The sequence below is a fragment of the Hymenobacter jeollabukensis genome (genome assembly GCF_005771675.1).
In the GTDB taxonomy this organism is placed as follows: Bacteria; Bacteroidota; Bacteroidia; order Cytophagales; family Hymenobacteraceae; genus Solirubrum; species Solirubrum jeollabukense.
The window spans coordinates 102,076-124,042 of sequence record NZ_VAJM01000014.1 but is presented as its reverse complement, the minus strand read 5'-3'; the positions used below and the strand labels follow the sequence as shown (position 1 = coordinate 124,042).

Annotated in this window: 22 protein-coding genes; 9 read left to right on the top strand and 13 right to left on the bottom strand. The window is 67.5% G+C overall.

Annotation, left to right across the window (positions count from 1 at the left end):
• Position 1: 1 nt before the first annotated feature.
• Positions 2-1,312, bottom strand: coding sequence for a WG repeat-containing protein (locus tag FDY95_RS21590; RefSeq protein WP_138080901.1), 1,311 nt, complete (start codon positions 1,310-1,312; stop codon positions 2-4).
• 129 nt (positions 1,313-1,441) lie between these two features.
• Entirely contained in the window at positions 1,442-1,714 is a 273-nt protein-coding gene (locus tag FDY95_RS21585) for a hypothetical protein (protein ID WP_138080899.1), read from the bottom strand.
• Positions 1,715-1,821: 107 nt separating this feature from the next.
• On the opposite strand from FDY95_RS21585, the gene FDY95_RS21580 reads away from it, so the two are divergent.
• Entirely contained in the window at positions 1,822-2,370 is a 549-nt protein-coding gene (locus FDY95_RS21580) for a DUF4136 domain-containing protein (protein ID WP_138080897.1), read from the top strand.
• On the opposite strand, the gene FDY95_RS21575 is transcribed toward FDY95_RS21580, so the two are convergent.
• Positions 2,367-2,714, bottom strand: a complete 348-nt coding sequence (locus tag FDY95_RS21575) for a hypothetical protein (RefSeq protein WP_138080895.1) — start codon at positions 2,712-2,714, stop codon at positions 2,367-2,369. The two genes, FDY95_RS21580 and FDY95_RS21575, sit on opposite strands and share 4 nt — an antisense overlap.
• The gene (locus tag FDY95_RS21570) at positions 2,711-3,166 is read right to left on the bottom strand and encodes a hypothetical protein (protein WP_138080893.1); all 456 of its coding nucleotides are present in this window, start codon (positions 3,164-3,166) and stop codon (positions 2,711-2,713) included. Before FDY95_RS21570 ends, FDY95_RS21575 begins: the two co-directional genes overlap by 4 nt.
• Positions 3,167-3,427: 261 nt before the next feature.
• Between FDY95_RS21570 and FDY95_RS21565 the strand changes: the two genes are divergently transcribed.
• The gene (locus tag FDY95_RS21565) at positions 3,428-5,398 is read left to right on the top strand and encodes an ATP-binding protein (protein ID WP_138080891.1); all 1,971 of its coding nucleotides are present in this window, start codon (positions 3,428-3,430) and stop codon (positions 5,396-5,398) included.
• 10 nt (positions 5,399-5,408) lie between these two features.
• On the opposite strand, the gene FDY95_RS21560 is transcribed toward FDY95_RS21565, so the two are convergent.
• A complete protein-coding gene (locus FDY95_RS21560) occupies positions 5,409-7,118 on the bottom strand; it encodes an RHS repeat domain-containing protein (RefSeq protein ID WP_138080889.1) in 1,710 nt (569 codons plus the stop codon).
• 178 nt (positions 7,119-7,296) lie between these two features.
• Here FDY95_RS21560 and FDY95_RS21555 point away from each other — a divergent pair, with 178 nt between their 5' ends.
• The 5 genes from FDY95_RS21555 to FDY95_RS21535 all read left to right on the top strand — a co-directional run bounded on the left by FDY95_RS21555 (position 7,297) and on the right by FDY95_RS21535 (position 13,367).
• On the top strand, positions 7,297-9,510 hold the full coding sequence (locus tag FDY95_RS21555; protein ID WP_138080887.1) for a TonB-dependent receptor: 2,214 nt from the start codon (positions 7,297-7,299) through the stop codon (positions 9,508-9,510).
• A gap of 388 nt (positions 9,511-9,898) precedes the next feature.
• On the top strand, positions 9,899-10,609 hold the full coding sequence (locus tag FDY95_RS21550; protein ID WP_138080885.1) for a hypothetical protein: 711 nt from the start codon (positions 9,899-9,901) through the stop codon (positions 10,607-10,609).
• A gap of 128 nt (positions 10,610-10,737) precedes the next feature.
• Positions 10,738-11,808: a sensor histidine kinase gene (locus FDY95_RS21545; RefSeq protein ID WP_171025783.1), complete on the top strand. Its 1,071-nt coding sequence runs from the start codon at positions 10,738-10,740 to the stop codon at positions 11,806-11,808.
• A gap of 109 nt (positions 11,809-11,917) precedes the next feature.
• A complete protein-coding gene (locus tag FDY95_RS21540) occupies positions 11,918-12,706 on the top strand; it encodes a LytR/AlgR family response regulator transcription factor (protein ID WP_138080882.1) in 789 nt (262 codons plus the stop codon).
• A gap of 64 nt (positions 12,707-12,770) precedes the next feature.
• Complete coding sequence (locus tag FDY95_RS21535; protein WP_138080880.1) at positions 12,771-13,367, top strand: hypothetical protein; 597 nt, start codon at positions 12,771-12,773, stop codon at positions 13,365-13,367.
• On the opposite strand, the gene FDY95_RS21530 is transcribed toward FDY95_RS21535, so the two are convergent.
• Entirely contained in the window at positions 13,359-14,015 is a 657-nt protein-coding gene (locus FDY95_RS21530; protein ID WP_138080878.1) for a chloramphenicol acetyltransferase, read from the bottom strand. The genes FDY95_RS21535 and FDY95_RS21530 overlap by 9 nt on opposite strands.
• Positions 14,016-14,260: 245 nt before the next feature.
• Between FDY95_RS21530 and FDY95_RS21525 the strand changes: the two genes are divergently transcribed.
• Positions 14,261-14,977, top strand: a complete 717-nt coding sequence (locus FDY95_RS21525; RefSeq protein ID WP_138080876.1) for an HAD family hydrolase — start codon at positions 14,261-14,263, stop codon at positions 14,975-14,977.
• 76 nt (positions 14,978-15,053) lie between these two features.
• On the opposite strand, the gene FDY95_RS21520 is transcribed toward FDY95_RS21525, so the two are convergent.
• From FDY95_RS21520 to FDY95_RS21495, 6 genes are all read right to left on the bottom strand, one after another.
• On the bottom strand, positions 15,054-16,469 hold the full coding sequence (locus tag FDY95_RS21520; protein WP_138080874.1) for a T9SS type A sorting domain-containing protein: 1,416 nt from the start codon (positions 16,467-16,469) through the stop codon (positions 15,054-15,056).
• A gap of 74 nt (positions 16,470-16,543) precedes the next feature.
• Positions 16,544-17,323 (bottom strand): LytR/AlgR family response regulator transcription factor, encoded by a 780-nt coding sequence (locus FDY95_RS21515; protein WP_138080872.1) that lies wholly within the window; start codon positions 17,321-17,323, stop codon positions 16,544-16,546.
• 160 nt (positions 17,324-17,483) lie between these two features.
• Positions 17,484-18,506 carry a sensor histidine kinase gene (locus tag FDY95_RS21510; RefSeq protein WP_138080870.1) on the bottom strand — a complete coding sequence of 341 codons (1,023 nt, stop codon included), beginning with the start codon at positions 18,504-18,506 and terminating at the stop codon, positions 17,484-17,486.
• Positions 18,507-18,543: 37 nt separating this feature from the next.
• Positions 18,544-18,966: a hypothetical protein gene (locus tag FDY95_RS21505; protein WP_138080868.1), complete on the bottom strand. Its 423-nt coding sequence runs from the start codon at positions 18,964-18,966 to the stop codon at positions 18,544-18,546.
• Between the two features lie 143 nt (positions 18,967-19,109).
• Positions 19,110-19,955 (bottom strand): hypothetical protein, encoded by an 846-nt coding sequence (locus FDY95_RS21500; protein ID WP_138080866.1) that lies wholly within the window; start codon positions 19,953-19,955, stop codon positions 19,110-19,112.
• A gap of 42 nt (positions 19,956-19,997) precedes the next feature.
• Positions 19,998-20,459: an ABA4-like family protein gene (locus tag FDY95_RS21495; protein ID WP_138080864.1), complete on the bottom strand. Its 462-nt coding sequence runs from the start codon at positions 20,457-20,459 to the stop codon at positions 19,998-20,000.
• Between the two features lie 179 nt (positions 20,460-20,638).
• On the opposite strand from FDY95_RS21495, the gene FDY95_RS21490 reads away from it, so the two are divergent.
• Positions 20,639-21,343, top strand: a complete 705-nt coding sequence (locus tag FDY95_RS21490) for a hypothetical protein (RefSeq protein ID WP_138080862.1) — start codon at positions 20,639-20,641, stop codon at positions 21,341-21,343.
• A 128-nt stretch (positions 21,344-21,471) separates the two neighbouring features.
• Here FDY95_RS21490 and FDY95_RS21485 read toward each other — a convergent pair whose 3' ends face one another.
• The gene (locus FDY95_RS21485) at positions 21,472-21,870 is read right to left on the bottom strand and encodes a hypothetical protein (protein WP_138080860.1); all 399 of its coding nucleotides are present in this window, start codon (positions 21,868-21,870) and stop codon (positions 21,472-21,474) included.
• Positions 21,871-21,967: the final 97 nt, after the last annotated feature.

Below are 21,967 nucleotides of genomic sequence, written 5' to 3'. Positions count from 1 at the left end.
GTTAGTTGCGCTGGGCGCCTTCGGTGAGGTAGCCGCGGGCCTTGGCCGCGTCGACGCGCTGCTGCACGTCGGCTTCGAGCTTGGCCAGCGACACGGCGCGGGCCTTCTTCTTTTCCAGGTCGGCGCGGGCCTTCTGCGCCCGTTTCTCTTCCTCCGACAGCCGCGGCGCGTTGGCCGATTCCACCGTCAGGTACATGTTCTCGCCCCAGAGCCCGTAGTTGTAGACCATCTTTTTCTGGGGCTCCGCCACCCACTTGCCCGTGCGGTCGATCAGGCCCACCTGCAGGTAGGTGAAGTTGGCCTCGTAGGTGCCGGGGTACTCGTCCTTGAAGCTGTACCGCTCCTCGTCCTCGAAGCGGGCGGCCTCGGCCGTGCCGTTGCGGAAGGGCTTGATGTAATAGAAAGCCGGCGCAATGGCCACGTTGCCCTTGGTGTCGATGCAGCCCACGCGGGTGTTCCGGTCGTAGGGCTTCTTGCTGAACTCCACCACCAGCAGCCCGCCGGAAAAGGCCTTGCCGTGGTCCGACGACGGGGCAAAGTCGGTGAGCGTGCCGCCGCCCACCGTCTCGAAGTAGCTTTTGTCGAAGCTGCGCACCACCTCGCCGCGGGTGTTGATGAGCTGGCGGGTGTAAGTGCCTTTCGGGTCGCGGTAGAGCACCAGGCCCACGCCCTGGTGGAAGGGCAGGGCCTGCTGGTACCGGGCTTCCAGCACCGGCTTGCCCTGCTTGTTCTGGTAGCCCCAGAGGCGGGTTTTGGGGTCTTCCACCGGCTCGAAGCTGCTCATCGGCACGGTCTCGTTCCAGAAGTCCTCGGGCGCGGCCACCGAGGCGGTGGCGCCCTGCGCGTCCTGCAGCTGGCGCAGGTAGTCGGCGTAAGCCTTGTTGGCCTGGTCTTCCTGCTGCTGGTACCGGCGGCGCACGGCGGCGCGGCGCTCTTGGTTGGCCTGGTTCAGGCGGTCAAACTCGCGGGCGTTGGCCTCGGTGGCGGTGAGCTGGCTGAGGGCGGCCGAGCGGCGGTTGGCCAGGTCCTTGGCCGCCGCGTCGCGCTTGGCCTGCTCATCAGCCTTCTTCTTGTTGATGCGGGCCAGGATTTCGGCCTGAATGCGCTCATCTTCGGCCTTTTTCTTGGCCAGCTCGGCGTCTTCTTTGGCCTTGCAGGGCGGGCAGGGCCAGCAGCAAGGCTCGGGCCGGGCGGTGGCGTCCTCGTAGGCTTTGGTCTTGTAGAAATTCTGGCAGCCCCAGGTATTGGTATGGCCCTGGGCCCAGCCGCTGAGACTCACGCCCAGCAGCAGCAACAGTAAAACGTACCTCATGCAGGTAGGTGGGAAACCGGCACCGCGCAGCGCCGGCAGTAGGTAAAGAGGGCAGGTGCCGCCGCGGAGCCATGGAAGCCGCCGCAGCAACCTGCAAATATAGCCCGCACAACATTCTTCATACAATATTCATATCGGCTTATTTTCGTGCTGGTCAGCTGGTTGCTCAGCCGTCGGCCGGTAAAATCCCCAGACGCAGTTTGAAAACTCGCCGGCGGCAAACCGCACCGGTGCCTCGGCCGGCCCGATGGCGTACACCCCAAATACCTTGCTGACGCCGTAAATCGGGTCGGTGACGGTGGCCGATTCAGGCTGGCTGCGCCAGGGGTGCTGCCACACGTCGAGGCCGCTGATGAGGAACGATTCGCCGTCGAGGCAGCTGCCGAGGAAATGCCAGCTCATGCGCGGAAGTGGGGGGGAAAGGAGGCCGGTAATGGCCCCGGCCCGTAAACATATAGCCCCGGGCCGCCGCCAAGTGTCTGCCCGGAGCCATTTTACCTGCCACTGCCATGAAGACGTCTTTGCTAGTGCTACTCACCGCCGCCCTGCTGACGGCCTGCTCCACCACCGAAATCAAATCGACGGAGCAGGCGCCGGGCATCGACTTCACGGCCTACCGTACCTACAACTTTCTGCCCGGCGAGGCGCGCAACGAAGCCGCGTTTCGCACGGCCGGGGTGGGCGTGGAGGAAGTCAAGCAGGCCGTGGCCCGCGAGATGGAGCGCCGCGGCTACCAGCGCGCCGAGCGGCCGGAGCTCTGGGTCAACATCGGGGTGGTGAACGAGGAAAAGGTGCAGACGCGCCAGACCGATTTCCGCACCGACGGCGCCCCGTACTACATTGGCCAGCGCAACTACCACTGGCAGGCCGGCGAAGTGCCCGTGGGCACCTACCAGGTGGGCACCGTCACCGTCGACGTGGTGGATGCCCGGCGCAACGACCTGGTGTGGCAGGGCGTAACGGCCAGCCCGCTCAGCAAGGACGCCGCCAAATCGGCCCGGCGGGTCGACGAGGCCGTGACGGAGCTGTTCGGGCGCTACCCGGTGCCGGCGCGCTAGTCGTAGGGAATGACGCTGGTGATGCGCAAGCGGCCGTTTTTCTGCTCGATGGTCAGTGTGACATCGGCCAGGCAGTAGAGCTGCCGGGCGTCGGCGTAGCCCTGGAAGCTGCTGTCGGCAGCTGTCACCGGGAGCCAGAAATCTGCCCGGCTGACCGAGTCGTAGGGGGTGATGAGTAGCGGATAGGCCAGCCGCCGAACCACCGGGCTGCGGCTACTGGGAGCCGCATGTACCACTACACTAGGCGTGGTGCCCACGAAGGTCACAAACGGTTCAAAATCCAGCTGCCGCACCGGCTGGCTGTACCGGCCCGCATCCTGCAGGTACGGATACGTGGCCGTCAAGCGGCCGGCCGAGTCGCGCCTGATGGTGCCGCCAGCCGGAGAATCTGCTGCAGCCGCTTGTAGCCGCTGCCTTTGGTGGGGTTGTTCAGAAAGTCAGAAACAAAGCCCGCCTTGCCGTAGATGCCCCCGCCCATCGACACGGCTACGTTGGCGTCGACCAACGCCAGCAATGCGCGCTGGTCCTGTCGGGCGCAGGCCCGCAGCACCTGCTCGATAAAGGCCCGTAGCGCTGGTTCACGCGGCGTTTCGTCGATGGGCAGAATGGTGTATGGATAAGCGCCCGGGCGGGCCGGGGGGCGCGTGCTGGGGGCCGGTTGAGTCCGGGCCGCCGCTGGAGTAGTCACTGAATCAGTGGCCATAGCCGGCGCCGCTGCCGCCGGTATTTCAGAGGTCGACGACTGGCAGGCCAGCAGCCCGCTGAGCAGAAAGCCAGGAATAGTGCGACAAAGCATGAGCTAAAGCTAAGCAAGGCGGTTGTTCCGCGCTGCTGGTAAAATTCGAGGGAAAACCGGCCGAAGCAACCCTGAGAATTGGTTTGAGGGCCAGCCTGATTGGTAACGGGCTGCCGGCCGGCAGCCCGCGCAGTTACTGACGCGTGGGCGCAGTTGACAATGGTATGATAAACCACTAAACCAGCTGATATATTTGTGTTTCCATGCCTGGCGGCTGCTTCCTGCAGCCGTTGCCCTACCTGCCCTATTGTGCCTCTTTCTTTGTTTTGCCGCTTTCTGCTGCGCGGCTTGATCTGCGCGGCGGCCCTGCTGGGCCTGACCAGCGGTTCCCTGCGGGCGGCCCCCGGTGCTCAGATGCTCGACAGCCTGCTGCTCCAGGCGCGGGAGCCGCGGCTGCCCGATACCGCCCGCGTGCTGCTGCTCTGCCGCATCAGCGACCAGTACTGGGTGCGCAGTACCGACTCGGCCGCCGCCTACGCCGACCGCGCCCTGGAGCTGGCCCGGCGCATCGGCTACCGCCACGGCGAGGGCGAGGCCCTGAACCGCCAGGGCGCGGCCCTGCGCGAAAGCAACCTGGCCCGGGCGCTGGAGCTGTTTCAGACCTCGCTGCGCCTGGCCCAGGCCACCAATGACCTTCCCCTGCAGGCCCAGAACCTGCGCAGCATCGGCATTATCTACGTGTATCTGCGCGACCGGCAGGTGGGCCTGAGCTACTACTTTCAGGCCCTGCGCCTCGGCCGGCAGCTCGGCGACGAGCGGCGGCAGGTGGTGGACCTGAGCAACATCGGGCTGGCCTACGACCTGTACAACCAGGTTGATTCGGCCCAGTACTTCCAGCAGCAGGCCTACGACATGGCCCGGCGCCTGCACACGCCGACCAACTACATTCTGTACGGGCTGGGCCAGGAAGCCCGCAAGCAGGGCCGCACGGCCGAGGCGCTGAGCTACTACCGCCGTAGCATCGCCGAGTCGCGGCGCCTGCACCATTTGCGCAGCCTCAACTTCGCCTACGTGGGCCTGGCCGCGCTCTACCAGCAGCAGCACCGCCCCGATTCGAGCATCTACTACGCCCGCCTGGGCTACCAGGCGGCCCAGACCAACGGCTTCCTGCGCGGGGTGCTCAACGCCAGCACCCTGCTCACCCAGGAATTTGCGCGGCGCGGCCCCACCGACAGCGCCTTCAAGTACCAGGGCCGGATGCTGGTGATGAAGGACACGCTCTTCGGGCAGGAGCAGGTAATGCGCCTGCAGAGCCTCGACTACCGGGAGCGGCAGCGCGCCCAGCAGGCTGCGGCGGCCCAGCACGAGCTGCGGGCCCGCTACCAGCACTATGCCCTGCTGGGCGGCCTGGCGGTGCTGCTGGTGCTGGTGGCCCTGCTGGGCTGGCACCAGCACCAGCAGCAGCGCACCAATGCGGCCTTGCAGGCTTCCCTGGTGGAGCTGAAGCAGACCCAGGCCCAGCTGGTGCAGCGCGAGAAAATGGCGTTTCTGGGCGAGCTGACGGCCGGCGTGGCCCACGAGCTGCAGAATCCGCTGGGCTTCGTGAAGCAGTTTGCCGCCGCTGGTACCGATCTGCTGGCCGCCATCAACGGCCAGCAGCGCCTGACCGGCGACGGGGCCCTGGACCGCGAAATCCTCGACGGGCTGAAGGACAATCTGCTCAGCATCAGCCAGCACGGGCAGCGCGCCACGGCCATCATCCGCGGCATGCTCGACCACGCCCGCACCGGCCCCGCCCCGCGTCAGCCCACCGACCTCAACGCCCTGGTCACCGAGCAGCTCGGCCTGGCCTACGAGGGGCTGCGGCAGCAGTTTCCGGACTTCGAGGCCCGTCGCCACCTCGACCTGGACCCCCAGCTCCCGCCGCTGCCCGTGGCCTCCCAGGACCTGGGCCGGGCCGTGCTGAACCTGGGCACCAATGCCTTCTATGCCGCCCGCCAGCGCCAGCTCGGCGCCGCGCCCGACTACCGACCTGCCGTGACCGTGCGCACCCGTCCGCTACCCGGCGGCGGGGTGCAGGTGCAGGTGCAGGACAACGGCGTGGGCATGAGCCCGGCGGTGCAGGCGCAGGTGTTCGAGGCCTTCTTCACCACCAAGCCCGTGGGCGAAGGCACCGGCCTGGGCCTGGCCCTTAGCCACGACATCGTGACCAGCGGGCACGGCGGCACGCTCACGCTGCATTCGGAAGAGGGCGTGGGCACCACGTTTACCATCACACTGCCGGGGGCATAGGCGGCGACTATCAGCGCGGATAGAACTCGTATTCGAACCGGTCGAAGAGGCGGTTGGCATACGTATTCACGGGCCAGTCGGGCCAGCGGCGGCGCACCTGCCGCACCTGCCGGCTAAGCTGGCCGGCCGGGGCCAGTAGCAGCTGCCGGGCCACCCAGTTGTCAACGGTGTCCTGGGGCTGGCGGCGGTAGTTTGAGCGGTTGTAGGCCGTGCGCAGCTCGGCGCGGCGCAGCAGGCCGCCCTGGTAGCTGAACTGCCAGCGGAACACGCTGCTTCCGCGCCAGAATAGCAAGGTGTTCAGCGGCAGCAGCGAATCGGGCGTAGCGGGCGTAATGGGTTCGGGCGGTAGCTTCTGATACAGTGGCTTGTGGCGGATGCTCACCAGCAGTTCCTCGCGCACCTGCCCGCGCCAGTCGCGGCGGCGCAGGCGGCACACCGCCGGCGCCGACTCCTCGTAGTCCAGCTGCTCGCGGCGGCCCCGGTACTGCCAGCGGGCAAATGACAGCCGCTGCTGCTGGCCATCGGTCTGGCTGCGGGTCTGCAGCTGGCCGCGCCGGTCGTAGCGCAGACTGTCGAGCATGCGGTGGCGGTACGGGCGGATGCGGGCGGTAGAATCGTGCGCGGGGAGGCGTAGCACGCCTTGTCGCAACAGGGTCGTATCCAGCGGATACGTGGTGTGGCTGTTGCTGCACTCGTGCCGCTGCTGCCGCTCGGCCACGCGCCGGCGGCCCCGGTAGTCCACGTCCCGAATCACGATATCCCACGGCATGTACTCGGGATTCAGTTCCAGAAAACCGAACTGGCTGAACGGATAGGAGCCTTCGGCCTCCACCGCGCGTACCAACTGGCCACGGGCGTTGTAAGTACCGTGCCAGCTGCCGGTCAGCCGGCTGGCCCCGCGAAACAGCGAGTCGCCGACGGTTAGGTAGGTGGTTTTGCCGATGAGGTGGCCGACCGCGTCGTAGCGGTACCGCTCTTCGGTCCAGTAAGGAAAATACAGCACCCGCGGCTCGTTATACTGCTTTTCGGGCTGTCTGACGCTGGAATCGGGCCGAAAGCCGGGGGCATCGTACACTTCGCGCACTTTATATGTTTTGGTGAGCCGGCGGCGCAGCTGGCCGTTGGGCGCGTAGTCGTAGTAGTCGCGCTGGTGCAGGGGCGTCAGGTTGCTGTAGTCGGCGCTGAGGCGCGAATCTTCGCAGCGGTAACAGTCCACGTCCAGGCGGGTTTCCTGCAGGCGGCCGGCCGCGTCATAGCGCAGCTGCACGCGGCGGCTATTATTTTCTACGTCGGGGACGTGGCGCCACGTCAGCAGTGAATCCTGCCACTCGGCTTGCAGCAGCCGGCCCTGCTGGTCGTACTCGTAGGTGCTGCGCCAGCCCACGCGGGCTTCCGCGTAGTCCTTCGGGCCGCGCTCAGGCATCTCGCCGATAAGCCGCATTTCCCGACCGAAGTCGCCGCTGTCCTTTTGCTTTTCCTCCAGCGCGAAGCCCTGGCCGCTGATGGTGAGGCGGCGGACCCGGTGGCGTCGCAGCTGCTGGGCCGTGAGGTGAAACGGGTAGGCCGGCTCGTCCCAGTAAAACGGGCCGGGCCAGTCGGTAGGCAGGTCGTACGCGGTCAACGACCGGTACACCTCCTGGTAGGCGCGGTACTGGGCAGCGGCTGGAACGGCCAGGAGCCACCATAGGCAGAAGGCGGATAAAACAACGAAGCGGCGCATAGCACGAGCAGTATCTGCCTCCAAGTTACCAGCCCCGCGCCGCAGTTCATCCGCCCCCACGGCGCTTCATCCGCCCCCACGGCGCTTCATCCGCCTCATCCGACGCTTCGGTAGCAGCAAGTGGCGCGTAGGCCCTGCGCCCGGCCACTTTTGACGCAGAACCTCGCCCTTCTGCGCTATGAAACGCCCGCTCCTGCTCCTGCTGCCCCTGCTGACTTCCAGCGTCGTGCTGGCCCAAACCACGCTCAGCGGCACCGTGCGCGACGCCGCCGGCCAGCCCCTGCCCGGGGCCAACGTGTTCCTGAAAACCACCTTCGACGGGGCCACGGCCGACTCGCTGGGCCGCTTCCGCTTCAGCACCCGCCAGACGGGCACCCTGCCGCTGCTGGTTACGCTGATGGGCTATCAGCCCCAGGAGCAGCCGGTGGTGCTCGACGGCCAGCCGCACCGCTTCACGCTCACCCTGAGGGAAGTGCGCAACCAGCTCGGCGACGTGACCATCACCGCCGGCGCCTTCGAGGCCAGCGACGAGAAGCGCAGCACCGTGCTCACCACCCGCGACGTGCAAACCACCGCCGGGGCCCTGGCCGACATCAACGGGGCGCTGAACACGCTGCCGGGCACCTCGCGGGTGGGGGAGGAGGGCAAGCTGTTCGTGCGCGGCGGAGCGGCTGGCGAAACCAAACAGTACCTCGACGGCCTGCCCCTGCAAAGCCCCTACAACGCCTCGGTGGCCGGCGTGCCCTCGCGCGGGCGCTTCTCGCCCAACCTCTTCAAGGGCACCGTCTTCAGCACCGGCGGCTATTCGGCCGAGTACGGGCAGGCGCTGTCGGCGGTGGTGGGGCTGAACTCCTACGACCTGGCGCCCGAAACGCAGACCGGCATTTCGCTGCTGTCGGTGGGGCTGAGCCTCTCGCACCAGCAGCGCTTCGAGCGCAGCTCGGTGGCCCTGACGGGTGACTACACCAACCTGCAGCCCTACTACGGCGTGGTGCCCCAGCGCTTTGGCTGGACTGCGGCCCCGCAGGCGGCGGGCGGCTCGGTGGCCCTGCGCCAGCAGGTGGGGGCGCTGGGCATGGTGAAGGTCTACGGCGCGGCCACGCGCTCGGCCCTGGCCCTGCGCCAGCCCGACCCGGCCTTCGACGGCGGCCGGCCGGTGGCCCTGCGCAACAACAACGAGTACCTAAATGCCACCTTCCGCACCCCGCTGCGCCGGGGCTGGAGCCTGCAGAGCGGCCTGGCCGGCACCCGCGACGAGCAGGACATCCGCCCCGACGTGCAGCGCGTGCATGAGCTGGAGCAGAGCCTGGTGGGCCGCGCGGTGCTCACCAACGACTCGGCCGGCACCTACTGGAACCTCAAGCTGGGCGCCGAAGGGCTGCTGCAGCGCTACCAGCAGCAGTACCAGCCCGATGCCGCGGAGGCGCTGACGCTGCGCTCGGGCTTCGACGAAACCCGGGTGGCCGCCTTTGCCGAGTCGGATATGGCCTTCACCAACCAGCTGGTGGCCCGGGCCGGAGGGCGCGCCGAGTACTCGCGGGTGCTGGGCCGCTGGAACGTTGCCCCGCGCCTAGCCCTGGCCTACCAGCTGGGCGAAGGCACCCAGCTTTCGGGCGCCTGGGGCTATTTCTACCAGACGCCGGCCAACGATTTGCTACGCTTCGGGCAGTACAACCCCGCCCTGCGCTTCGAGCGGGCCACCCACTACCTCGTCAGCTACCAGCGCATCAAAAACGACCGGACGCTGCGCCTGGAGGCCTACTACAAGGACTACGCCCACCTCACCCGCTACGTGCCGCTGGGTCTGACCGGCAACGTGCTGCTCCCCCTGGCCCCGGCCAGCTACCAGAGCACCGGCCGCGGCTACGCCCGCGGGGTGGACCTGTTCTGGCGCGACAAAAAAACGGTGAAGGGCCTCGACTACTGGGTGAGCTACGGCCTGGTGGACACGCGCCGGCAGCAGCGCCAGGACCCGGTGCCGGCCGTGCCCACCTTTGCCTCGCGCCACAACCTGGCGGTGGTAGGCAAATACTGGGTGAGCCGGCTGCACACGCTGCTCGGCGGCACCTTCAGCTACGGCTCGCCCCGCCGCTACTACGACCCGAACCGGGCCGGCTACAACCAGGGCCGCACGCCCAGCTTTCAGGACCTGAGCCTGAACCTGAGCTACCTCACCAGCATCCGGAAAAACCTCACCATCGTGCACCTGTCCTGTTCTAACGTGCTGGGCCGCAACAACGTGTTCGGCTACCGCTACGCCGCCACCCCCGACGCCACCGGCAGCTACCAGGGCGTGGCCGTCACGCCCTCGGCCCCGCGCATGCTCTTCGTGGGCCTGCTCATCTCCATCAACAAAAAGCGCCCCGCCGACACCGAAACCGCGCCGGAGTAAGCGGCTATTATCGGCTTACCGGAACGACTCTGCGCCCTCTGCGCAAGCTTCCGCGCCCTCTGCGGGCTAAACCGTCCCGAACAGCCGGCCTGCCGATTGTACTCCGCATAGATAGTGCGTCTGCCCTCCCTCTACACTGCTTCTATACTGCCTCTATACTGCCTCTAGACTTTCCTCGCTTCAGCCTCCTGCTGCCCCGGTTCTGATAATGGTACTTCTACCGGAACTGCCCATCCGCCTATCGTCGCCCGGTCGCAGCTCATCCGCCTGATTCGACGCTTCGGTAACGGAAAGTTTTAGCCCGACGCCCGGCACTCCACCTTTGAATCACCAGAGCGGCAAAAGCCCGCTACCCTCATCCGAAACCAACCTTTCTCCCCCAATCACCATGAAAACGCCCCTGCTCATCCTCGCCCTGGCCGCTGCCTCGCTGACTACCGCCGCTGCCCAAACCAAGCCGGCCCCGGCCGCAGCCCAAACCGCGCCCGCCGGCTACCAGGAAATGCTCGGCGCCACCATTCAGGAAGTCATGAGCACCGGCGACGCGGCCTTGCTGAAGGAGCTGGCCGGCAAGCTGGAGCGCGCCGCCACCGTGGCCCCGCAGGACTGGCTGCCGCGCTACTACCAGAGCTACGCCCTGCTCATCGCCACCTTCCAGAGCAAGGAAAGCGGCGACGTGAAGGACAAGCAGCTCGACCAGGCCGAAGCCGCCCTGCAGCAGGCCCGCCAGCTCGGCGGCGACGCCTCGGAGCTGCTGGTGCTGCAGGCCTACATCTACCAGGCCCGCCTGGGCGTGGCCCCCATGACGCGCTCCATGACCTACTCGGGTAAGGTAGATGAGGCCCTGGCCGAAGCTAAAAAGCTGAACCCGGCTAACCCGCGCATCTACCTGGTGCAGGGCAACAACCTCTACTTCACGCCCAAGATGTTCGGGGGCGGGACCGAGGCGGCCAAGCCCGTGTACGACGAAGCCAAAGCCCGCTACGCCGCCTTCAAGCCCGCCACGCCCAACGCCCCGAGCTGGGGCGAGCGGCAGCTGCTGGGCCGCCTGGCCGCCTACCAGCAGCCGGCCGGGCAGCCGCAGGCCGCCACCAAGTAAGTGCCTGCTGAGGTCTGGGCGGACTGCTCCAGCTGCCGCCCGCCAGTCCGCCGCGCCGTTGCCCGGCTTACCGCCGTATCTTGCCCCGCCCGCTGATGAATGCCCCCACTGTTTCCGATTGCCCTGCCATGCCCAGCTCCCACCGGACCATGCCCCCGCTGCGCCAAGGCCGACGCTGGCTACGCACGGGCCTGACCATTGTGGTAGTGGCGCTGGGCATTGCCCTGGCTTCCTGCCCAAGCTGCTGGACCGACCCGCGGCAACTGGGCATCAACCTCACGCTGACCCTGGCCTACACCGTGAGCCTCTGGCTGGTCAACGGCTACTCCGTCGACTGGCTCGACGGCGTAGCCCGCTGGCGCACCGAGCCCGTCAGGCGCCTGCTGCTGACCGTCGTGGTGTCGCTGGGCGGGTCGCTGCTGGTCATCGTGCTCATCAACTACGCGTTCATTGTGCTCTACCTGGGCCGCCCCGTGGCCACGCTCTGGGACGCGGGGTCGACGGGCCGCTACCTGTTTCCGCTGATCTGCACCTCCATCATTTCGCTGGTGCTCCACAGCCGCTCCTTCCTGCTGGGCTGGCGCGAGGCGCTGGTGCGCAACGAGCGGCTGCAGAAGGAAATGGCCCAGGCCGAGGCCGAAACCCTGCGCCAGCAGCTCGACCCGCACTTCATGTTCAACGCCCTGAACGCGCTGACTTCGCTGGTGGAGGAGGAGCCCAAAGTGGCCGTGCGCTTCATCCGCCAACTCTCGCTGGTCTACCGCTACGTGCTCGACGCCCGCGGCCGCGAGGTAGTGCCCCTGCACGACGAGCTGGCCTTTGCCGAGTCCTACCTGTTTCTGCAGCGCATCCGCTACGGCGAGGCCCTGCAGGTGACCATGCCCGCCGCCGCCGAGGTGCCGCCCCAGGCCGTGGTGCCCCCGCTCAGCCTGCAGCTGCTCATCGAAAACGTGCTGAAGCACAACGTAGCCACCGCCGCTCAGCCCCTGCAGCTGCGCATCGAGCTGACGCCGGACGGCCGCCAGCTGCGCGTGGTGAACACGCTGCGCCCGCGCCGGGTGGCCCCGGGCGAGTCGGCCGGCATCGGGCTGCCCAACCTGCAGGGGCGCTACCGTCACCTCACCCAGGAACCGGTGCAGGTGGAGCGCGGCGAATCGGAATTCAGCGTGACGCTGCCCGTGCTGGAGCTAATGTGCTAATGTGCTAATGTGAAGAATGTGCTGATGTGCTAATCCCAGAACCACCATCAGCACATTCACCCCATATTAGCACATCAGCACATTCACCCCACATAAGCACATTAGATAAATGACCGCCTTTGTAGTCGAAGACGAGCCGCTGGCTGCCCGCCGCCTCACCGACCTGCTGCGCCGCCAGCAGCCGCCCGTGCAGGTGCTGGCCACTGCCGATTCGGTGGAAGCGGCCGTGGCCCTGCTGCAGGCCGCCGCCCCGCCGCCCGACGTGCTCTTCCTCGACATTCACCTGGCCGACGGGCTGAGCTTCGAGCTGTTCGAGCGCGTGCCGGTACGCTGCCCGGTCATCTTCACCACGGCCTACGACCAGTACGCCCTGCGCGCCTTTAAGGTCAACAGCATCGACTACCTGCTCAAGCCCATCGACGAGGACGAGCTGACGGCGGCCCTGCACAAGCTGCGGGCCGTGCGCGCCGCGGCGCCGGCTCCCGCGCCGGCGCCCGCTTTCGATGCCGCCATGCTGGCCCAGATGCTGCAGCAGCTGCAGCCCCAGCAGCACCAGTACAAAAAGCAGTTTGTGGTGAAGGTGGGGGAGCACCTGAAAGTGGTGCCAGTGGAGCAGGTGAGCTACTTCTTCAGCCTCGAAAAAGCCACCTTCGTGCAGACCCGCGAAAACCGCCGCTTCGTGCTCGACCAGACGCTGGAACAGCTGGAAAAGCTACTCGACCCGCAGCAGTTCTTCCGCCTCAACCGCGCCTACCTCGTTCACCATGACGCCATTCAGGACATCATTCACTACACCAACTCCCGTCTGAAAACCGTGCTGCAGCCCGCCGCCCCCGAAGGCGACGTGCTCGTCAGCCGCGAACGGGTAAACGCCTTCCGCCAGTGGCTGGATCGGTAGGGTTGTGTGGGTGACAAGTAACACGTAACAGGTAAAAAGCTTCGCGGCCACCGGCAAACCCAGTATGCACAACACCGCTCCCGAGGCCGGGCCCCGGCTGAAGCTGCTGGCCACCGTGGTATCGGGGCTCGGGCATCCGCTGCTGACGGCGGCGCTGTTCGTGGGCGCGGTAGCGTCTCGGCAGTCAGGCACCTGGGTGGCGGGGGCGGTGGTAGGCGGCGTAGTGCTGCCGGTAGCGGCCTGGAACTACTGGCGGGTGCGACGCGGCCAGTACACCAACTTCGACGTTTCGGCGCGGGAACAACGCCACTCGTTCTACCCCGTGCTGCTGACGCTGCTGGCACTGGCTACCGGCAGCACGTGGCTGGTGGGCACCCCGATAGCGTGGCGGGCGGGGCTGGCGGTAGCCCTGGGGCTGATTCTGCTCTGCTACCTGCTGAATTTTCGCCTGAAAGTTTCCCTGCACGCGGCGCTGTCGTTTTTTCTGGCCGGGGGCGTGGGGCTGCTGGCCGGCGCCGGGTGGGGCCTCGGGGCGGCACTCCTGGCCGGGCTGGTGGCCGCATCGCGGCTGGTGCTGCGCCGACACACCGGGCCGGAGGTGCTGGTTGGCGCCAGCGTAGGTATTGGGGCGGCCGGCGTGCTAGGGTGGCTGCTAGGCTGACCTGCCGGGCGCCGACTCATCCGAATCCAGCGCCTGCTGCAGCTGCTCGAAGAACAGCCCGACGTGGTAGCCGTCGGCCAGGCCGTGGTGGGCGTTGACGGCTACGGGCATCAGCAGCTGCTGGCCCTCGGCGCGGGTGCGGCCCACCGATATTTTCGGCACCGAGTCGGGGTAGCTGAATGAGCGGGCGTGGGTGAGGCCGGTGAAGCTGAGCCAGGGAATAGCGGAGAAATGGATGACGTCGGGGCGGGCCGTCACGTCGTTGAGGCGCAGGCCGCTGCTCTGGCGCACGGCCGCCATTTCGGCCTGCAGGCCGGGGCCAAAATCGGCCAGGGCGGGCGCGTAAGGCACGAAGCTAAAGCCGAAGGTATTGTCGGGGCGGGTGAGCGTGGCCGAGGCGTGGACGACGTCGTAGCACCACACCTGCCCGTCCTCGATGCGGTAGCGCAGGGCCTCCACGACGTTGACGGCCCGCAGCACGGCGTGCAGGTAGAGCTGAAAAAACGACACGCCCAGCGCCTTGGCGCGGGCGTAGGCACGGGCCGCGTCCACCTCGGCCACCACTCCGAAAAACGGCTCTTCGAAGGCCGAGAAAAACGCGAAATGCTCCCGGCGGTTCCAGGTCGTGAGGTCAATCTGGTGCTTCATAATGGGCAAAACTACGGCTGGCGCCGGTTTAGCTGTCGAAGACAGTGTAACCGGTCCCTACTTTCGGGCAGGCTTTCAGCCTGCGTCTGGCGCCCATATGAATCCTGCTGGACTACGCGGCAACATTCCACGCAGGCTGAAAGCCTGCTTTATTTTGGGCACCGGTTACGCCGCCGCAGGCGGCTAAACCGGCGCCAGCCGTAGCTTTGCCAGCCGTCCGGCCCATTCTAATGCCGCACCCCGCCATGCCCGCTCCCACGCTCATTGCCTTCGACGCCGACGATACGCTGTGGCCCAACCAGCCGCACTACGACCAGGCCGAAGCCCAGCTCTACGAGCTGCTCACCCACTACGCCGACGCCGACACGCTCAGCCGGCGCTTCAACGAGGTGCAGCGCCGCGACCTGCCCCTGCTCGGCTACGGGGCCAAGTCGTTTATCATCTGCATGGTCGAAACCATCATCAGCCTGACCGACGGCCGGGTGACGGGCCGCGAAATCCAGCAGATCCTCGACCACGGCAAGCGCCTGCTCGATTATCCCATTGAGCCGCTGCCCGACGTGCGCGCGGTGCTCGACGTGCTGCAGGAGCAGGGCCACCGGCTGATGCTGCTCACCAAGGGCGACCTGTTCGACCAGGAAAGCAAGCTGGCCCGCTCCGGCCTGGGCGACTATTTCGCCCACGTCGAAATCGTGAGCGAGAAAAACGAGGCCACCTACCGGCGCCTGCTGCAGCGCTACGGCCTGCGCCCCGAGCAGTTTGTGATGATCGGCAACTCGCTGAAATCCGACGTGCTGCCGGTGGCCCGCCTCGGCGCCCGCGCCGTGCACGTGCCCTACCACACCACCTGGGTGATGGAGGAAGTGCCCGCCGAGCAGCTGGTAGGCGTGCCCTTTCACCGCGTGGAGGCCCTGGCCGAAGTAGTGACCTACCTGGAAGCCCTGGCCGACGACGACGCCTGACCCGCCCTAACGCCACCGGCCCGGGGTCGGCAGACAAAGCTGCCGGCCCCGGGCCGGTATTGATTGGCAGGAGAACTTACCGGAGCACCAGGCGCTGCTGCTGCGTGTGCGGCCCCGCCGTCAGGCTGACGATGTACACGCCCTTGGCCTGGCCCGCCAGATCCAGCACCAGGGACTGGCCGGTGGCGGCGGGCAGGGTGCGGGCGTACACCTCCCGGCCCAGCACGTCGCAGATGCGCAGCCGGGCGCCGGTGGGCGCGGCCGTATGCAGCTGCACGGTACCGTCGGGGCTGGGGTTGGGGGCGAGGCTGAAAGCCGCCGGTCCGGCCGCTGCGGGTTGGGTCGCCAGGGTGGCCTGCGAAGTGCGGTACACGCCGCCCTGGCCGTTGGCGTCGGTGTAGGCGCCGAAGTAGCCGGTGGTGGAGTTGGCGTAGTCGAAGCTGGAAAAGTAGGTATTGGAGGCCAGCTCGTGCCAGGTCAGGCCCTGGTCGTAGCTGTACGACACGCCGTAGTTATTGGTGCCGGTGTCATCGGGGCCCACGCTCATGTAGAACTGCGTGCCCGGAATGGCCTTGACTTTGGTGGTGTGCAGCGTGCCGGTATTCGCTATGGCCTGCCAGGAGTTGCCCCCGTTGGTGGTGGTCAGCAGGCCGCCCTGGCTGGCCAGCAAGCCGTTGTTAACATCTTTGAAGGCCAATGAATAACGGTAGTACACGGCCACCGCGCCCATACCCTGAATGGGGGCGCTGGCCGTCCAGTGCAGGCCCCGGTCGGTGGAGCGCAGCAGGCGGGGCGGCGCCACAAAGTCAGAGTCGGAGGCCATAACCCACATCGTGTTGCCCAGGGACGTAAAGCTCTCGGACAGCACGATTTCCTTGGGCGAAGCGGCGGTGGGCAGGTCGGCGGCGGGCAGAGGCGCCCAGGTGCTGCCGCCATCGGTGGTGCGCAGGGCCAGCAGGCCCCCGCCCGGACCGCGGCGCTGGCCCAGAATCAGGCCTTCGGTGGCGCTGCTGAACTGCATCAGGGGAAACCGGGGCAGCTGCGCGGTGGGCAGCACGGTATTCCAGGTGGTACCGCCGTCGGTGGTGCGTTCCAGCGTCATGTGCTGCCAGGTGGCGTCGTACTTCAGCAGGAAGGCCATGGTGGCGCTGGTGGGCGTCAGCTGCTCCACCCGCAGGTTGTTGCCGCCGCTCAGGGCGCGGTACTGCCAGGTCTGGCCCCAGTCGTCGGTGCGCGAAATGCCGTAGCCGCGGTTTTGCGGCAGGCTAACGGGGTGGTCGGTGCTCAGCAGCTGCCAGGCCGTCTGCCCGTCCACGGTGCGCATTTCCTGCGACACGGCCCAGGGCGGGGTCTGCACCGCACTTGCCAGGTTTTGCTGAAACCACAGCGGGCCGGTGGTATAGCAGGGAGCCGTTGGAAAGGAATGAGCCTGCGCCCGGGCGGTGGTGCTCAGGCCCAGCAGGCCCAGCGCGAGGAGTAGGGGTGCTTTCATGCGGTAAGGATTAAAGAAAGGAATTGGCTCAAAATAGGTTGAATTGTATGTAACGCCGAATCTGCGCGTTGCGGCTAGTCTTCCAGCCAGCTTTTCACCGCCGCCGCCTTCTCCCGGCTCACGATGACCTCGTCGGCCGGGGCGGGCTGCAAATCCAGCTTGAGCTTGCCGTTGAACCACGGGTGCAGGCGCTGCACGGCCGCCAGCTGGGCAATGAACTGCCGGTTGAGCCGGAAAAACTGCCCGGGGTCGAGGCGCTGCTCCAGCTGCTCCAGGGTGTAGTCGACGAGGTAGCGCTGCCCGGCCAGCGTAACCAGGGTCACCGTCTCGTGGCGGCTCTGAAACCAGGCAATGTCGGCGGCGGCTACCGGCAGCAGCTGCTCGCCCTGGCGGACCAGAAAGCGCGTTTTGGGCGCGGGCGCGGCGCTCGGGTCGGCCGGTGCCTGGTGCAGCAGGTCCTGCAGGCGCTCGGCCACCACCGAGGCGGCCAGCGCGGGGCTGTGCCACTGGCGCAGCTTCTGCAGGGCCGTCTGCAGCTCGGCCAGCTTGATGGGCTTGAGCAGGTAATCGACGCTGTGGGTGCGGAAGGCCTGCAGGGCGTACTGGTCGTAGGCGGTGGTGAAAATGACGGGCGTGGTCACCACCAGCTGGTCGAACACGTCGAGGCTGATGCCGTCGGCCAGGTGAATGTCGGCCAGGATGAGGTCGGGCGCGGGGTGGGTGCGCAGCCAGTCCACGGCCCCGGCCACCGTGTCGTGGTGGGCCACCACGCGGGCCTCGGGCGCGGCCTGGGCCAGCAGGCGCTGCAGGCGCTCAGCCGCCGGGTATTCGTCTTCAAGCAGCAGAACGGTCATGGGATTGAATTCTGAATGATGAATGCTGAATTATGAATTGGAAGATAGGCGGGCCGAGGTGGTGATGCCGGGAATCTGCACCGCTGAGCCAGGGCCGATGAACTGCCATCTGAAGGGCAAAAGCAGGCGGGGCAAGACATGAGAATTCATAATTCAGCATTCATACTTCAGAATTCCCCAGTAGCGGGAGCCGCACCGTGAAGGTGTCGGGGGCCGCGTCGATATGGACGGGGCGGGCGGGGAGCAGCAGGGTGTACCGCTCGCGGATGTTGCGCAGGCCCGTGCCGGTGCCGGGCGGGGCGAGGCTGGTGCTGCGGGCGCGGCGCGGGTTGCTCACCGCCAGCCACTCGCCCGCGGCCGCCACGCGCACGTGCAGCGGGTGCTGGCGCGAGGCTTCGTTGTGCTTCAGCGCATTTTCGATCAGCAGCTGCACGCTCAGCGGGGCCACGTGCGCGTCGAGCAGGGCCGGTGGCACGGTCAGGTGCACCTGCAGGTTGTCGCGCAGGCGGGCTTTCTGCAGGGCCACGTAGGCTTCCACGAAGGCCAGCTCCTCGCGCAGCGGTACGGTGCGCCGCTCGCGGCTGAGCAGCACGTAGCGGTACACATCGGCTAGCTGCTCCACGAACTGCTGGGCCGGGGCGTTGTCGGGCTCCACCAGGGCGGCCAGGGTGTTGAGGGTGTTGAAGAGGAAGTGCGGGTCGAGCTGCTGCTGCAGGGCTTCGAGCTGGGCGCGCTGGCTGGCGCCCAGCAGCTGCTCGGCGCGGCGCACGTTTTCGGCCCACTGCAGAAAGAAGTGCCGGCTCTCGTAGCCCAGCATCACTATGGTGGTCGGAATCAGGTTGAAGCCGATCTGGCCGAGCAACGCCGCGGGACTGAGCGAGAAGTACTGGGGCATGGCCAGGTGCAGGAGCGCCACCAGCGCCACGGTGGCCGCACTGGTGTAGAGCAGGCAGGTGAGCAGCAGCAGCCACAGCCGCCGCGCGGTTTGCTCCACCCGCGGAAACCGCTCGACCAGCAGCGCCCAGATGGTGCGCGTGCCCTGCCAGAGCACGGCCGTAAACAGCAGCGAGATGCCCCAGCTCATGGCCGCTTGCCCCCAGGAATACCAGTGCTTGGCGTTCAGCACGGCAATGAGCAAGCTCAGCGCGGGCATGCCCACGAGGCGCAGACGCAAATCGTTCATGGCCTAAAGATGACGCGGGCCGCCCATAATCCGCGCATCAGGCGCTGCGCACCAGGGCCACGCCCAGCGTCACGGTGCTCAACGTCAGCAGCAGGGCCCCGGCGTAAATTAGCGCCAATCCGGCCCGGCCGGGCCGCACGATATTCCGGCCCGCCGCCGCCGCGAAAAAGCCGCCGCTCACCAGCATCGGCGCCAGCACGAAGCCCAGCCGCACGGCCCAGCCCAGGCCCGCGCCGAAGGCCAGCGAATCGAGGAAGAGCTGGGCCAGCAGGCAGAGCAGTACCAGCACCCCGGCGTGGGCGTGGCCGGCCCGCATCAGGGATTTTTGCAGCGGGTTCAGCCCCAGCTGCGCGTGGCGGCCGCTCAGCAGCTGCAGCAGGAAATGGCCGCCGAAGGCAATGGTCGGCACCAGGATCAAGGCAATGCCGCTGAGCAGGCGGGCCGGTTGAGAAAGGTCCATGCGGGAAAGGGTTGAAGAAGCAGGTACTTAGGTTTAGCAACCAGCCCAGCCGGGACGCTCTACAACGGCAGACGTACTCCGAACGAACGGGCGCAGGTAAGACGGCGTAGCCAACTGACAACTGACAACTGACAACTGACCGCCTACCACAGCGGCAGGCCCTGCATGGCGTGCCAGAACAGCCAGCCCACGGCGCCGGCGTAGAGCAAAGCAACGGCGGCCACGCCCAGCGTTTGGGCGGCCCGGCCCGCTACCCGCCGGCCCAGCAGCCAGCCCGCCAGCGGCAGCGCCTGCAGGGCGTGCAAGCCCAGGAAGTGAGCGGCGCGCAAGTCGCCGTGGCGGGTGCTCCAGCCCAGGATGGGCAGGCCCGCGCCTCCGTCGGCGGCGCCCACGGTGTGGGCCAGCCGCCCGGCCATCACGCCGCCCACCACGCTGCCCACCAGAAACACCAGCAGCCCCAGCCGGATGCCCCACACCCAGGCCGCCGAGCCGAAGGGCCGCTGCCGAAACACCAGCCCCAGCGCCCAGACGATGGCCACGGTGTTGATGCCAATGAAGATGCCCATGAGCTGAAACACCGCCCCGTCGAAGGCCGAGCCGATGTTGAAGTGCGAGGTAGTGCCGCGGGCCGCCTGCAGCACGATGCACGCCATTTCCACCACCATGCTCAAGGCCACCAGCCGCCCGATGCGCCGCGCCGCGCGCTGCCCGGCGGCCGGCACGTCGGCCAGCAGCCAGGCCAGCGTCCAGAGGTAGATCAGGCCCGAGAGGCTGAACTTGGCCGGCTTGATCCACACGTTCAGGCCGGTGACCGTGCGGCCGTCCAGCGTCCAGAGCACGAGGCAGGCCAGCAGCAAGCCCAGGTGCAGCCAGCCGGCCCAGGCCAGCGCGGGCTGGCAGCCGTGCAGCACCCGCAGCCAGGCCGCCGGGCGGGTAGGGGTAGTTGCTTGCTCGGACAGCGAAAAAGTGGGTGCCAGGGCGGTTTTCATAGGTCAGAAAGGCGGTTTGGTTGGTAGAAAAAGCAGGCGCAGCTATGCCACCGACTGGGCGGCTGCCGGGTGCGGCGCGGGGCGCAGCAGGCGCAGCGCGGCGTAGAGCAGCAGCCCCACCGGCCCCACCAGGAAGGTGAGCAGCAGCGCCGGCACCAGGATCAGGTGGGGCAGGCCGCGCCGCTCGGCGTCGCGCACTTCCCAGAGGCCCACGCACAAATCGAAGCACAGGTAGTGGGCCCAGCCGGCCGTCAGCGCCCACGGGTCTTCGAACAGGGCGCGCACTTCAGCCAGGGAGCCGAAGCCGCCCGCCGTGGCGTGGGGGCCGAGGTAGTGGGTGAGGATGAGGGCGGCGTAGGTGGCGGCCAGCAGCAGCGGCCACAGCCCGCTGCGCACCAGCCGGCGCGTGAGCCCCCAGCGCGGGGCCACGACCAGCAGCAGCCAGGCGGGCAGCACGGCCGCGTTGGCCAGGGAAAAAACGAGGTCGGGCGTGAGAGCGGGCATAGGGGCAGCGCGAAAGTGGATGATGCCCAAAACTACGCGCCCGCCCCGCCCGCCCGAAGCCCGAACCGGGCGAACCGTACGGCCGGCCGGGTGAAGCGGAGCCGAAGACGGGGTAGGGCGTCGGCCGGCCGTTCAGCTTCGGCCACAACTTCCCCCTGCCCGCCGCGTAGCTTTGCTGCGTGAAGACCTTGCTGCGTACTGCCCTGCTGAGTTTGTCGTGGTTGCTGGCCCAGGCGGCGCCAGCCGCGCCCGCGTCGGAGCCAGTCGACACGAGCCGGGTGCGCCAGCCCCACCGCCGCCTGGTGTTTCAGTTCGACCAGCGCTATTCCCTGCTGCAGCGCGAAATGGTGGGCATCAACGGCCTGAAGCTGGGCGTGGAGTGGCGCGGCCGCCTGCGCACCGGCGTGGGGCTGTACTTCCTGAGCAGCGCCATCAACACCCGCGCCGTGCCGCCCAGCTTCGTGCCCCCGGGCAGCACCGATAAAATCCGCTTCCGCTACGGCGTGCTCTACGGCGAGTACGTGCTGGTGGGCACCCCGCGCTGGGAGCTGAGCACGCCCGTGCAGGCCGGCCTGGGCTACTACTACGTGCGCTACCGCTACCCCGACGGCACCGTGTACCACTCGCCGCGCCGCACCATCTGGCTGATCGAGCCCACCGTGGGCGGGCACATGCGGGTGTTTCGCTGGGTGGGGCTGGGCGCGGGCGTGGGCTACCGCCAGGCCCTGCTCACCGCCGATAAGCTCGAAGACGACATCAGCGGCGTCATTTTCTACGGCCGCGTCAAGCTCTTTCTCGGCGACCTGTACAAGGTGGTACGGGGCCGGGAGCCGCTGTTCTCGCAGCGCGGCCTGCACCGCAGCGACTACCAGCCGCGTCCGTAGCGGCGCCAATCCGCGGCTTGCCGCCTGACGGCGCGGGCCAGGTTCACTGTCGCACCCCACTAAATGCCGCAACGCCCGCCACGGCTTCAGGGCTGCGGCGGGCGTTGCTTCGGGAAAGCGGGGAGGGGCTATTTCGTCACGTTCACGCCCGTGCTGGTGCGGGGGCGGCGCAGCACGTAGTAACGGTTGCCGCTGGGGCCGTTGCGGTCGATGTTGCCGGCGGAACCGCCGGCCACCACCTGGATAACCTCCCAGCCCAGGTTGCCCATGTAGTTCAGGGCGCTGATGGGCGTGGCAAATACCTGCAGCTTGCCCACCTCCAGCTTCGACAGCTCGGGGCCGCCCAGCTTCTCGGAGCCGTAGCCGAAGTCGGCGTACACGTCTTTGCCCACTACGCGCACCTCGCAGTACTCGTAGCGCACCGCGTCGGGGGCGGGTGTGGCCAGGTTGCGGGTCTGGGCCTGGGTGGCGCTGCTGCTCAGGCCCAGGGCCAGCAGCAGGGAGAAGGTGGAGAAGAGGTGTTTCATAACGGCTAGGTTCAGGAGTCGGAACACGAAGAAAGCAAAAAGGCCGGCAGCAACGGTGCGTGCTGCCGGCCTTTCTACCGGAAAAAGTGCAAACAGG